Annotated in this window: 11 protein-coding genes; 1 reads left to right on the top strand and 10 read right to left on the bottom strand. The window is 39.8% G+C overall.

Translation table 11 applies throughout. From position 1 onward, the window contains the following. Nucleotides 1-30: 30 nt before the first annotated feature. The 5 genes from phnE (IEV91_RS15430) to IEV91_RS15410 all read right to left on the bottom strand — a co-directional run bounded on the left by phnE (IEV91_RS15430) (nt 31) and on the right by IEV91_RS15410 (nt 4,871). Nucleotides 31-840 carry a phosphonate ABC transporter, permease protein PhnE gene (gene phnE, locus IEV91_RS15430; protein WP_188498324.1) on the bottom strand — a complete coding sequence of 270 codons (810 nt, stop codon included), beginning with the start codon at nt 838-840 and terminating at the stop codon, nt 31-33. Between the two features lie 12 nt (nt 841-852). After that, entirely contained in the window at nt 853-1,668 is an 816-nt protein-coding gene (gene phnE, locus IEV91_RS15425) for a phosphonate ABC transporter, permease protein PhnE (RefSeq protein WP_188498323.1), read from the bottom strand. Beyond that, nucleotides 1,661-2,443, bottom strand: coding sequence for a phosphonate ABC transporter ATP-binding protein (gene phnC, locus IEV91_RS15420; RefSeq protein WP_188498322.1), 783 nt, complete (start codon nt 2,441-2,443; stop codon nt 1,661-1,663). Before phnC ends, phnE (IEV91_RS15425) begins: the two co-directional genes overlap by 8 nt. Nucleotides 2,444-2,656: 213 nt before the next feature. Next, complete coding sequence (locus tag IEV91_RS15415) at nt 2,657-3,706, bottom strand: PhnD/SsuA/transferrin family substrate-binding protein (RefSeq protein ID WP_188498321.1); 1,050 nt, start codon at nt 3,704-3,706, stop codon at nt 2,657-2,659. A 442-nt stretch (nt 3,707-4,148) separates the two neighbouring features. Next, a complete protein-coding gene (locus IEV91_RS15410) occupies nt 4,149-4,871 on the bottom strand; it encodes a C39 family peptidase (protein WP_188498320.1) in 723 nt (240 codons plus the stop codon). Nucleotides 4,872-5,212: 341 nt separating this feature from the next. Here IEV91_RS15410 and IEV91_RS15405 point away from each other — a divergent pair, with 341 nt between their 5' ends. After that, nucleotides 5,213-7,258, top strand: coding sequence for a penicillin-binding transpeptidase domain-containing protein (locus tag IEV91_RS15405; RefSeq protein WP_188498319.1), 2,046 nt, complete (start codon nt 5,213-5,215; stop codon nt 7,256-7,258). Nucleotides 7,259-7,560: 302 nt separating this feature from the next. Here the strand turns inward: IEV91_RS15405 and ptsP are convergent, their stop codons facing one another. The 5 genes from ptsP to qoxA all read right to left on the bottom strand — a co-directional run bounded on the left by ptsP (nt 7,561) and on the right by qoxA (nt 13,522). After that, entirely contained in the window at nt 7,561-9,279 is a 1,719-nt protein-coding gene (gene ptsP, locus IEV91_RS15400; RefSeq protein WP_188498318.1) for a phosphoenolpyruvate--protein phosphotransferase, read from the bottom strand. 412 nt (nt 9,280-9,691) lie between these two features. Continuing rightward, nucleotides 9,692-10,006, bottom strand: a complete 315-nt coding sequence (gene qoxD / locus IEV91_RS15395; RefSeq protein WP_188498317.1) for a cytochrome aa3 quinol oxidase subunit IV — start codon at nt 10,004-10,006, stop codon at nt 9,692-9,694. Then, nucleotides 10,007-10,618 carry a cytochrome aa3 quinol oxidase subunit III gene (gene qoxC / locus IEV91_RS15390; protein ID WP_188498316.1) on the bottom strand — a complete coding sequence of 204 codons (612 nt, stop codon included), beginning with the start codon at nt 10,616-10,618 and terminating at the stop codon, nt 10,007-10,009. Then, complete coding sequence (gene qoxB / locus IEV91_RS15385; protein ID WP_188498315.1) at nt 10,618-12,582, bottom strand: cytochrome aa3 quinol oxidase subunit I; 1,965 nt, start codon at nt 12,580-12,582, stop codon at nt 10,618-10,620. The genes qoxC and qoxB overlap by 1 nt, the downstream gene beginning before the upstream one ends. Further along, a complete protein-coding gene (gene qoxA, locus IEV91_RS15380) occupies nt 12,575-13,522 on the bottom strand; it encodes a cytochrome aa3 quinol oxidase subunit II (RefSeq protein WP_188498314.1) in 948 nt (315 codons plus the stop codon). The genes qoxB and qoxA overlap by 8 nt, the downstream gene beginning before the upstream one ends. Nucleotides 13,523-13,693: the final 171 nt, after the last annotated feature.

Genomic DNA, 13,693 nt, shown 5'->3' with positions numbered 1-13,693 from the left:
AATGTGTCATTATGTAGTGCCTATAAAATATTATCCTTTGACCAATCTTGATCTGAGCTTATTTGAGACCAATTCAATAATGAGGATCAGAACTACTAAACCAATTAAAATAGAGCCCACTTGATTCCATTTATAGCTGTTCATCGCGAAGATAAGTGGGGCACCAATACCACCGGCTCCAACGAGACCTAGGGTCGCAGCATCCCTCATATTCATATCAAATCGATAAATCGTTACGGAAAGAAAACCCGAAAATAATTGCGGAATAATACCATAACGAATTTTTTCAAAAGTGGTGCAGCCTATTGACGTCATCGATTCCAATACACTTGTATCTAGCTCCTCAATGGCATCCACATATAATTTGGCTAGCATTCCAACCGATGTTAACCCAATCGTCAGTACTCCGGCAAAAGCACCTGGACCGGTGACGCGGATAAACATAAGACCATAAACAAGAGCCGGAATCGTGCGAATAATAATCAACAAAAGTCGTGTCAACCAAGCAATCGGCTTAGGAACAATATTTGATGCCGCTAAAAATGCTAAAGGAATAGAGATAATACCACCAACAATCGTCCCAAGGAACGCAATGGCAAGCGTCTCAACAAGAAGGTATAGGACACTCTGTTTTGTGATATTAAAGAGTAGATCGGTATCAGGATGGACAATTCCGCTTAGAATGTTCCCAGCAATTTTAAATCCTTTTGCATCTATATCCTTTAAAGAAATAACACCCGTTGTTGACCAATAAAAAAGGGCTAAGACAATCACCGTGACAATGATGGTATACCAATAATTACGCGGTGCATTACGAAGCTGTTTTTCAACTGTAGTCATGCAAATACTCCTTTAAATTAACTTTTTCCTAAAGTGCTCACTAATTCTCTCAATAATGAAGACCGTCACAACCAATGTGATGATAATCATGCCCACACTAGGGTAGTCTCGCCATCCAAGATCTTCATTAATGAGAAGCCCCACTCCCCCTGCACCTACATAACCGAGAATAGCAGCATAACGGACATTCCCTTCGAAACAAAACAAGGATTGAGAGAGATATCCTGGAAGCACTTGAGGCATGATCGCATAACGAAAAGCCTGAATTCTAGTCATTCCGATTGACTCCATGGCTTCAAAAGCGCCCATATTAACGTTCTCAATGGCCTCGTACAGTAATTTGCCCACATATGAAACGGTGAAAAGGAAGATTGCAACCATACCGGCCATAGGACCTAATCCGAATACAAAAGTCGCAATTAAGGCTGACACAAGTGTCGGTAATGTTCTAAGTAGGCTTAGAATGACCTTAAAAATAACGACAATGATTTTACTCTTAATAATATTGGAAGAGGCTAAAACTGCAAATGGTAAGGCGATAATGGCCCCGATAAGGGAACCAAGCAAAGACATTTTAAGCGTGTCCATGAGGGCATCCCATAGTTTAGGGAGATAACTCCAATTTGGAGGAATCATTTGACCAATGATCGAGAAAAATTGACCAATATTTGTGAAAAGAACACTAAAGCTAAAGTCAGTAAAATTCATTGAAATAATAATGGCGATAATTAAGATAATTAAGATAAGTGGAGTACGTGATCTTTTCTGAAGAACAACTTTACCGTTCGACAACGATACCTTTTTTGGAGGAAATATTTTATCATACATGGGAATCGCTCTCCTCCTTGGAGGCCTTAAATTCCTCAACTCTTCCACCATAAATTTCATCCAACACATCTTGGGTTACCTTTGATGACGGTCCGTCAAAAACCACTTCACCTTTACGCACCCCAATAATTCGATCTGCATACTCAAGAGCCACTTCGACATGGTGAATATTGATAATAACGGAAATATTCATGTCTTTATTGATTCTCTTAAAATCATCCATGACTTGTCTTGCCGTAATAGGATCTAAAGAAGCAATTGGCTCGTCCGCCAAAATAATATCAGGATTCTGAGCAAGTGTTCGTGCTAATGCCACCCGTTGTTGTTGACCGCCTGACAGTTGATCGACACGAATGAAGGCTTTATCTAAGATCCCAACCTTATCAAGCGCTTCCAACGCCTTTATTTTTTGTTCTTTTGTATAAATTCCAAACAGTTTACGCCAAAAGGAGAGGTCAGGAACAAACGAAACAAGCACATTCTTTATGACTGTTGTTCTCGTCACCAAATTAAAAGATTGGAATATCATCCCAATTCTTCTCCGGAACTTTCGGACTTGTTTTCCTTTTAATTTAGAAATATCAACGTTATCAACCATTAATTGACCACCGGTAATATCATGCATACGATTAATGCATCGGATCAAAGTGGATTTCCCTGCACCTGATAAACCAATGACCCCCACAAATTCACCTTGCTCAATTTTCAAGTTGATATCTTGCAATGCTTTCGTGCCATTTGGATATGTCTTTTCCGCATTGATAAACTCTATCATGGTAATACTCCAATCTTTTTAGAGGCTGTCCAAAATCACTTCTGAACGTACCTTTAATAAATTCGACTTATTATCACTTAAGTGAAGATCTTACTCTATTTTGTCCTTATTTATAATAGCATGTAAGGGAAAAAATGAGAACATCAATTATTCATGATGTTCTCACTATGACTTTTCTTTTCTAAAATAAATGTAGCTGGATCGACTTCAATATTACTTCATGCTTTGAAGGAGTTTTTGCGCATCTCTCTCACCATCGTAGTCAGAGGATTTTGCCTTTTGATAGCCTTCATGGCTATAGACAGCAATGACTTTTTTACCTTCATCTGTTTTAGCAATGTTAATGAATGCTGTTTGAAGCGCCTTTTTGAAATCATCAGTCATGATGCTAGATTTTTTGCTGACACTAATTGTATCGTTGTAAATAGGTTGTGTGACACCAATAACGTTTGTTTCATCCCAAATGGATTTGCTACGCTTGAAGTCTTTTTTCCACTGATCTTCATAATCTCTTCTTACATCAGCATAAGCCACCATAATATCAGCTTGACCTTGGGCTAGACGCGCCATTGAACTTCCGTAAGAATCTGATTGTACAACGTGTTTTAGATCTGTAATGCTTTTGCCGTATTTATCTTGTAACCATAAAGTTGGATAGATATAACCTGCAGATGAAGTGGAGCCCATTACAGCCCATTTCGCGCTGTTTAAATCATCCCAAGTGAGATCTTTACCGCTGTTGACTTTATCCGCCAATTCTTGTCCTTTTTTACTAGGACCCGCTACGAAAAGCGCACGGTAATAAGTGGCTTGCTCATCTGTAGGCTTAGTTGGTTTGTTATCATTCCAGTCCTTAGCGTTATCAGAATCATTTGATAGACCTGCACGAGTGGCTGTTAAAATAACATCAGCGCCATCATCGTATAATACGTAGGTTCCACCAGGAATTAAACCGATATCTGTTGTTCCTGCTGAAAGAGCTTCCCCTACAGCTTCATAGGTCGTACCAACATTTATATCAACCTTATCAACTTTGTAGCCTTCTTTTTTCAATTCATCTTTCAATAAACCTTTAAGTGGTTCTGTCGCGGTAATGATTTCGTCTGGCTCTTTAGATGGAACAAAACCAATTTTAAGATCTTTGATTTCTTTATTTCCTGAGGAACTGTCCCCAGAACCGTTGGAGTCATCTTTAGAACCACAGGCTGCGAGGAGTCCAATGACTAAAACCATCGCAAAAAGAAGCATCAATTTTTTCTTCATAAAAACAATTACCCCCCATTTTTTTACAGTATAGACTCTTCTATCAAGTCGATACTTATCTCGAACACAATCTTATAGTACTATTTTTCTTTCAATTAGTCATTAACTAATTGTAAAATAAATATTAATATTTGTTATTCCTTGTTAATAGAAGCGTATCTCACGACTAAATTTTTCTAAAAAAATTTTTTTATCCCTTCTTCTAACCCTTTAGAATACGACCTTTTATAAAATTTATTCAAAAAGTAGAACGATTGGTCTATAAAAGGTCAACTCAAGAAAAAACCGAACTTATTCAAATATTTTTTTTGAATAGTTCGGGTTTGACTGATTTAAAAGTAAGCACCAAAATTCGCTATATTTTAATTGTGTCTTCCCTCTCGCTTTCACCCTTTGACGTTTTCCTACTATACGTATTTCCTACTTTGCTTTGATCAGGGCTCTATCGATAGGATACCGCTTGTGATCCAAACTGTTGCCATGCCGCAATGAAATCCTTTTTCAATACTTTCTTGTTCTTAACAGGGCTCAATGGATCATTGATATACACATAGCGACTGTCATACCCTGTTAAAAGCACGGAATGCTCCTTCTTGGTCACTCTAATCTTGCCAATAGGGGTCCGCCAAGTGACCCATAAATTTTCGGGAACTTTTTCGAAATTAATAGAGGTAATCACCCAAACGGCTCGTCCTTTTGTTAATTGTTCTTCAACTCTAGCAAACGAGCTTCCAGTAAGGTCGACTGCTTGCGGCAGATAATGCTTCGCGAGTTGAAAAATAGGGCCATGATAGACACCGAAGCCCGCCTTCGCTTTATCATCCATACTCCCTACAAATCCTGTATTGGGATTACCGAAAAAAATGTGACCGTCTTTTCCTTGATAGGGCGTTGGGTCCTTTTTAATTTCCTTTGCGAGTTGTAATTTATTCACTTTAATACCAGCACTCTGTAATAGCATCGCTAAACTTGTGACTTCACAACCACGGGGAAGCTCTGGAAGTTGCTGAATGAGCGGGGCATCAATCGGTACCACCTTTTTGGCCCTCTGATTTCCCATCCTATCACCAAAAATAGTTTTATAATAATGACTATCCTCAATTTCTCCTTGTTCTGCCCTTACCTCATCATTTAGAAAGTCATTTAAAAAGACATATACCGTCACACAAATGACTATTGAAAAAAAGAGAAGGCATATGATTTTCTTGATGGCCTTTCCTCCTCCTTATACGCCAAAGCCTGATTCAATCTTATGAAATAAAGAAACTTTACTCTAAGTAAAAGCCTTTATTCCTTGTCCTCTTTATTCTTTGATACTCCCTTTTAAATTATAGTAAAAAAGATTACTAAAATTATAATCTTTCCTTTATAATGAAGGCAAGCTGTCTTGTAATAATAGAGAAAAAGAAATGTAAAAAATTTTTATTAAAAGCTTTCTATGAAGTTCACCTTAGAGACTTCTCTTTTTATATCGTCACAATTTTATGTTTTATGGAGGAGGAAACTATGTTTTTAAAACGTTTATGCCTTGTATCGATACTCGCCATTATCGCGATCGCTCTTAGCGCTTGCTCAGATAATGACCCTAAACCCAGTGATGCCTTTTCTACATTTACAAAAGAATGGAATAAACAAGACTTCAAGAAAATGTATGCTCAGCTATCTGATACATCGAAAAAGGCGATCACAGAAAAGAAGTTCACGCAACGCTATAAAGATATATATGACGGTATTGAGGCCAAAAATTTAAAGGTCACCTTTGACAAGCCTGAAAAGGAAAAAGATCCTGATGACATTTCATCGGAAACCTTTAAGTATCACGTTAAAATGAACACTGTAGCTGGACCACTCAGTTATTCGGGGAAAACCAGTGTCGTCAAAAAGAAAAAGGACGATTCCTATACCTGGACGGTGGATTGGGACCCCACAATGATCCTTAAAGATCTTCAAATGGATCAACTCGTGAGTGTGACAACGCTTGAATCTAAGCGCGGGGAGATTGTTGATCGTAACGAACAAGGCTTAGCCATTAATGGGGTTGCCGATGAGATTGGTCTCTTTCCACAACAACTTGAAGGTCACGAAGAAAATAAAACGAAGCTTGCGAAGCTATTAGGGGTTTCTGACGACGATATTAATGACGCGCTTAGCGCATCATGGGTAACACCTGATTCTTTTGTCCCTATTAAGACAGTGCCGCAATCTGAGACAAAAATTATCGATGAAGCCAATCAATTAACTGGCGTTGTCATTAAAGAAACGCCGGCAAGAGTGTATCCATGTGGAATGGCCTGCTCTCACTTAACAGGGTATGTCGGCTCAGTTACTAAGGAAGACCTCGATAAATATAAGGATAAAGGCTATACAGAGTCATCTGAAATCGGAAAAACAGGTTTGGAGCTTATTTATGAAGACCAACTTCATGGGCAAGATGGCGCTGAAATTACGATTACTGACAGTGATCATCAACCTATTAAAACCATAGCCAAAAAAGACCCTGTAGACGGCAAAGATCTAAAGTTGACTATTGATACCAAAGTCCAAAAAACATTATACAACCATATGGATGGGGATTCTGGAGCAGCCTCTGCTATTAATCCTAAAACAGGTGAAGTTCTTGCCCTAGTGAGTACACCTGCTTTTGATCCTAACCAATTTGTCCTAGGAATATCTAACAGTGATTATCAAAAGCTCCTTAAAGATCCTGAAAAGCCCTTGTTAAACCGGTTTACCCAGACATATGCACCCGGTTCGACTCAGAAGCCAATATCAGCAGCCATTGCACTTAAAAATAAAGTGATTACACCTAAAACAACTTTAAAAATTAACGGTCTAACTTGGAAGGACCCTTCATGGAAAGGCGATTTCCACATTACAAGGGAAGACTCACTTCCAAGCGTCGATCTTGAAAAAGCCCTTGTTGTTTCAGATAACATCTATTTTGCACAGGTGGCATTAAAAACGGGTGCCGATAAATTTGTCGATGGAATGAAGGCCTTCGGATTTGGGGAAAAACTGCCTTTCCCTTATGCTATGGAAGCCTCTCAAGTTTCCAATAATGGCAAAATTGATAGTGAAGGATTACTTGCAAATACAGCTTATGGTCAAGGCGAGGTATTAACCAATCCCTTGCACCTTGCCCTTGTTTATTCCGCCTTTGTTAACGACGGTAATATCATTAAACCACAGTTACTTGTCACGGATGATGATTCTAAACCAAGTTACATGAAAAAGAATGTCGTATCAGCCTCAGATGCCAAAGAGATCTCTAAAGCCTTATCAGAAGGTGTGGAGACCCCTTCTGGGACAGCTTATCAACCTCAGATTGAGGGTACTCCCGCCCTTGCTGGTAAGACTGGGACGGCGGAACATAAAGAAAAACAAGGGACTCAAGGTAAAGATGACGGTTGGTTCGTCGCTTATAATACTGACAATCCAAGACTCCTGATTTCAATGATGATTGAAAATGTTCAAGATAAGAAATCCAACCTTAAAGGAAGCCATTACGTTGTTGATAAAGTCAAACGTTCCTTTAGAGAATTACTAAAATAAGAATAAGACTGCCTGAGATTTAGACTCTCGGGCAGCCTTTTTACTATTAAGAGCCAGTGCGGAACACCTCTGGTCTAAGAGGGCCTGACTTCGAACTCTCATTGGCCCTTGGAGCGGAAACCCACATCGTCCTGATGACCAGAAATGTTACAGTTTCTTATCTTTTAAGAAAAACTTGTCTTCCATCAAGTGCTAATCAGAGAAGACAAATTTTTCTACCGATCTCTTTATTGCTTCGATGACTTATACTTTATTATTCTTGACCAAAAAAGAGAGCCTAACGGCCCTCTTTTTTGGTTCATTTATTTCAATTGCTCTTTCACATAGGCTTCTACATCATTCGCTGTATCCAGATAAAGTGCGTGTTCAGCGATTGCCTTTGTTTCAGTTGTCGTTAGACCTTTGATTTGGCTACGAGCTGGGAGAATTGAAGAAGCACTCATACTAAACTCATCAAGTCCTAAACCGAGCAGCAGCGGAATAGCAATTGGATCGCCAGCCATCTCGCCACACATTCCGACCCATTTTCCTTCTTTATGAGCTGCCTGAATCACCATATTAACCAGACGCAAAATCGCAGGATGATAAGGCTGATACAGATAAGCTACACGCTCATTCATACGGTCTGCAGCTAATGTATATTGAATAAGATCATTCGTACCAATACTGAAGAAATCGACTTCCTTAGCAAACCGATCGGCAAGGACAGCAGTAGATGGAATTTCAACCATCATACCGACTTCAATAGTCTCTGAGACATCAATGGCGGCCTTTTGAAGCTTGTCCTTTTCCTCAGCTAATATTGCTTTTGCCTCTCTTAGCTCATCTAATGTCGCTACCATTGGGAACATAATTTTTAAGTTACCGTAAACACTCGCGCGAAGCAGTGCTCTTAACTGAATGCGGAATATATCCTGATTCTCTAAACATAGACGAATCGCCCGGAATCCTAAAAACGGATTAAGTTCTTCCGGCATTTCCAAATAAGGGAGCTCTTTATCTCCCCCAATATCCAATGTCCGGATAACGACAGGCTTGTCCCCCATTGCTTCAAGCACCTTTTTATAAGCTTCAAATTGCTCATCTTCGGTTGGCATTTGGTCTCTACCCATATAAAGAAATTCTGTTCGATAAAGTCCAATGGCCTCAGCCCCATTAGCAAGCACACCGTCGAGATCCTCAGGGTTGCCAATATTTGCTCCCAATTCAACATGAGCATCATTGGCAGTCACCGTGCGTTGACTCGCTAACTTATGCCACTCTGCCTTTTGCTCTTCATACTTCTTTTGTTTCTGCTCATACATCGACCGTTCTTCTGGGGTCGGATCAATGATAACGTCCCCATCGAGACCGTCAACAATAATCATTGTTCCATTTTGTACGGACTCCGTAATATGCTGTGTTCCAACCACTGCTGGAATTTCCAATGATCGTGACATGATCGCAGAGTGAGAAGTTCTCCCTCCCATATTTGTCACAAACCCTTGGACATATTTTTTATTTAATTGTGCCGTATCTGAAGGTGTAAGATCATCAGCAATGATGACAACCTCTTCACTAATGGTTGCCGGTGATGCAAAACTGATCCCGAGTAAATGACTCATAATACGCTTCGTCACATCACGAACATCAGCCGCTCTTTCCTTCATATATTCGTTATCCATACTTTCAAAAATGGTAATAAACTGATTGGAAATTGCCTCAAGCGCAGCCTCTGCATTAACCTTTTCATCTGTCACCTTCGACTTCACTGCACCCACAAATTCTGGATCAGCAAGAACAAGAAGATGGGCAGCAAAAATAGCCGCTTTATCCTCACCAAGTTCCGTAGCCGCCCGCACTTTAATGGCTTCAAGTTCCGTTTTGGACTGTTCAACAGCGGTTGCCAAACGGTCAACCTCACGCGACGCATCTTCTATATGACGTGTTTCTATTTTAAAATCTGGATTTTGGAGAATAAATGCTTTAGCTATAGCAACACCTGAAGACGCAGCAATACCTGTAATTTTAGAAGAACCCATTTATATAACTCCCTCTTTTTTTCATTCACTTTCATTCACATACGTCTATTATCGCTCAAATTCCTTAAAAAATAAAGAGTAACCCCCTATTTAGGCATGGTTACTGTCATTGTTGTCTCTTTAAAGTCCATAACTCGCTGGATATTCTCTTTTATCTTTCCACTATTCCATGCTTTGAATACTTATTTTCACAATAAGAAAAACCTACAAAGCACTACTCGTAGACGCAGGAACAAGGGTTTTATAGTCATAAATAGTGGGAAACTCGATTGTCATCCCAAGTTAGCTGAGGCCGCATTCTAGAGCGGAAATCCACACCGTCCTGATGACCAGAATTTTTCTAAAGCTTAATAAAAAAGTTCCCGCAACTTATGAAAGGTGCGAGAACTCAGAGTCAATATTTAACGATCCCTTAGTATGTGCCGTAAAGGATAATCCAAATTGAACCTGCAACAAAGACGGCAGCGAGGAAGATACCAAAGATAATAGCGATCAGTTGGTATGCTCCTTCATGTTCTGTGATGTGCATGAAGAAGAGTAATTGCACAAGCACTTGGAAAATCGCAAGCACAAGAATAATGGTGATGGTTGCTGTCGTTGATAAAGAAAGTGATACAACAACATACAATGCTGCCACCGTTAGGATGAGAGATAAAATAAAACCAATCACGTGTTTCCACGGAAAACCTTCATGACTATGTGCTGTGGTTGTGTGATCTGATTGCATTTATAACACCATCCCTGTTAGGTAAACTACTGTGAAGATAAAGACCCAAACAACATCAAGGAAGTGCCAGTAAAGGCCAACAATAAATAATTTCCTTGCTGTCACAGGATTAATTCCTGTTCTTGCCGTTTGAATTAAGATCCCTATAATCCAGAGAATACCAAGACTTACGTGACAACCGTGCGTTCCGACTAGAGTAAAGAAGCCTGTTAAGAAAGCACTTGTTGACATCTTCGCCCCTTCACCCACATAGTCCACAAACTCATGAGCTTCCATACCAACGAACCCAAGACCAAGGATTAAGGTAATAATAAACCAAATGATCACACCGGTCTTATTGTGACGTCTTAACTCATGTGTAGCCAGCCCACAAGTGAAACTGGACGTTAAGAGTAAAAAGGTTTCAGTCATAAATTCTTTAACATTAAAAAGATCATCGGGTGTTGGCCCACCTGCTGTACGGTGTAGATACACCATATAGGAGGCGAACAAACATGAGAACAAAATGATCTCAGCACCGAGGAAGACCCAGAATCCGAAGATCTTTAAACGGCCATCCTCTGTAGAATATTCTAAGGGAGTCTGATTATTTAATGAATGTGATTGAGACATTAGGATATCCTCCCTGCTTCACGTTCTGTACGCTCGACTTCTTCTTTATGAATATGATGCCCTGTATCATTTTCAAACGAACGTAAGACCATGGTAATTAAGACACCGAATAATCCAATAGCGCCAACCCAAATCCATTCAAATGTTAAACCAAAACCGGCAACAAAGAAGAAGAACGCCATGATGATGGGTCGACCAGAATTATTTGGCATGTGTATATCTTTGATTGGCTGATTAAGCCATTCTTTTACGCGATTGCTCTTTTTCATTTCCCAGAAAGCATCTTGATCTCTGACTTCTGGTACATTTGCAAAGTTATATTCTGCAGCTGGAGATGTCGTTGCCCACTCAAGGGTACGTCCATTCCAAGGGTCACCTGTCGTATCACGTTTGCCATAACGTGCACTGTAGTAGACGTTATACACCATGATCATAAATCCGATACCCATTAAGAATCCGCCGACCGTGGATATCACGTTTAATGGCATCCAACCTAGGCCAGAAGGATAAGTATAGGTCCGACGGGTCATACCCATAAATCCGAGCCAATATTGTGGTAAGAAACAAACATTATATCCAATAACAAAGATCCAGAAAGTCCATTTTCCAAGACGTTCGTTTAATACATGCCCGAACATCTTAGGCCACCAATAGGTTAATCCAGCAAAACAAGCAAATACAGTTCCGGCGATCAACACATTATGGAAGTGAGCAATCAAGAAATAACTATTGTGATACTGGTAGTCTGCTGCTGCTACAGCAAGCATAACCCCTGTAACACCCCCGATAACAAAGTTCGGGATAAAGGCCAAAGACCATAGGTTTGCAACTGTAAATCGTATTTTCGAACGGTGCATGGTTAACAACCAGTTAAAGATCTTAACCCCCGTTGGTACGGAAATGGCCATTGTCGAAATACCAAATACTGAGTTAACCGCTGCGCCTGAACCCATTGTAAAGAAGTGGTGAGTCCAAACAAGGAAACTGAGGACTGAAATAGCCACCATTGAATAAACCATAACATGGTAACCGAATAGTTTCTTCCCAGCAAAGGTACTGATAATATCCGAGAAGATACCAAAGGCTGGCAAAATAACAATGTAAACCTCAGGATGTCCCCAAATCCAAAACAGGTTCGTCCACATCATCGGCATCCCGCCTGCGGTTGCCGTAAAGAAGTGTCCGCCAAAAAGACGGTCAATCGTTAACATCGCCAAAGCAACTGTTAAGACAGGGAAAGCAAAAACGATAATGACTGATGTAATCAATGTCGACCAAGTAAACATTGGCATTCTCATTAATGTCATACCTGGTGCACGCATTTTCAAAATCGTAACAACAAAGTTAACACCACTGGCTAGCGTACCGATACCGGCAAGCTGTAGCCCAAGTAAATAGTAGTTCTCACCCACACCCGGATCAAGTGCTTTCTCAGCAAGAGGGGTGTAACTGGTCCAACCTGCGTCAGGGGATCCACCGATGACGAAGGATAAGTTAAAGAGCATGGCCCCAACAAAGAATAACCAAAAACTGATGGCATTTAAGTAAGGGAACGCCACATCACGAGCACCGATTTGTAACGGCATCGCCACGTTAATTAAACCAATAAGGAATGGCATCGCCATGAACAAAATCATAATCGTTCCGTGTGTTGTGAAAATTTCATTATAGTGCTGTGCATCTAAAAACTTTAGATTCGGTGCGGTTAATTGAACACGCATGAGCAGCGCATCAATCCCCCCACGGAAAAGCATTGCCAAAGCCGCTAAGATGTACATAATCCCAATTTTTTTATGGTCAACGGTTGTCAACCATTCTTTCCATAGCCATTTCCACTTTTTAAAGTAGGTAAGAACAACAAAAATAGCAATGGTGACAAGAACAATGGAAACGTCGGCCATATAAATCATGGGCTCACCAGTGACAAAGAAATCATTTAAAAGAAAATCTTTGATATTACTCATGGGATTTATCTCCCTTCATTCCAGACATGTCCATGTCTTTACTCATGTCCATATCTTTGTCTTTATCTTGATCTTTTTCTTTGCTTTTACTGTTGCCCATATTCATCATATCCATATTCTTCTTCATTTTCTCATCAAGTTCCTTTGGATAAGAGGAATACGTTTTTACTTTAACAACACTTGGTTTGATCAATTGATTATATTGATCCATAGTCAATTTAGGTGAAGTTGACTTGACTTTTTTAACCCAGTTATTAAAATCTTTCTGATCCTGAGCGATAACATTGAAATTCATATGGGCAAAATACTTCCCATTAAAGTTCGCAGCCTTACCAAGATAGGTGCCCGGCTTATCCGCTTCAAGATACAATTTCGTGGTCATATTGTTCATTGTATACTTTTGGCCACCAAGAGCTGGAATCCAGAATGAGTTCATTGCCCCTTCTGAAGTCATCACGAATTTAACTGGTCGATCTGCTGGAACATGCAGAACGTTGACTGACTCAATGCCGTCTTCAGGATAGCTAAATAACCATTTCCATTGAGCTGAAGTCACATTGACGACATATGGCTTCTTTTCTGGGCTAGGATTCTTTTCAAGGTCATATGTTGTTATCGTCATTGGAATAGCTAACATAATGACAATAATGATCGGAATAATAGTCCAAGTAAATTCAAGTTTTCGACTGCCTTCTTTTTCTGGATCGTAGTCATCAGTATTTTTACGACTCGCTCTGTATTTAAATACAATGACACCGAAAAGAACAAAGACAACAACGATAACAAACAACATCAAAAAGATTGACCAAAGGATGAGATGATATTGTTGCTCTGCAACCGGTCCTTGCGGTTGTAACACAGGAACATCACAACCTGTTAATAATAGAAGAAAGATGACAGAAAGCACAATCAGTTTAATGGATGTTTTCATGTGTTTCATTGGTGATTAAGTCCCCCCCTATGCGCTACATGTTTTCAAACAGTTTATAACATCTAACATTATGCCTTAGGTTTATTCAATAAGGATGAACAGCGTCCGACGGTCAAACTGATTTATCCTTGGATTTTTGAACATTCACTTTTTGGCTTTAATGTAGCGTTTTACGAAATG

It is taken from the genome of Pullulanibacillus pueri (genome assembly GCF_014639255.1).
In the GTDB taxonomy this organism is placed as follows: Bacteria; Bacillota; Bacilli; order Bacillales; family Sporolactobacillaceae; genus Pullulanibacillus; species Pullulanibacillus pueri.
Note: the sequence above shows the minus strand (reverse complement) of the source record. Positions and strands in the feature narration are given on the sequence as shown.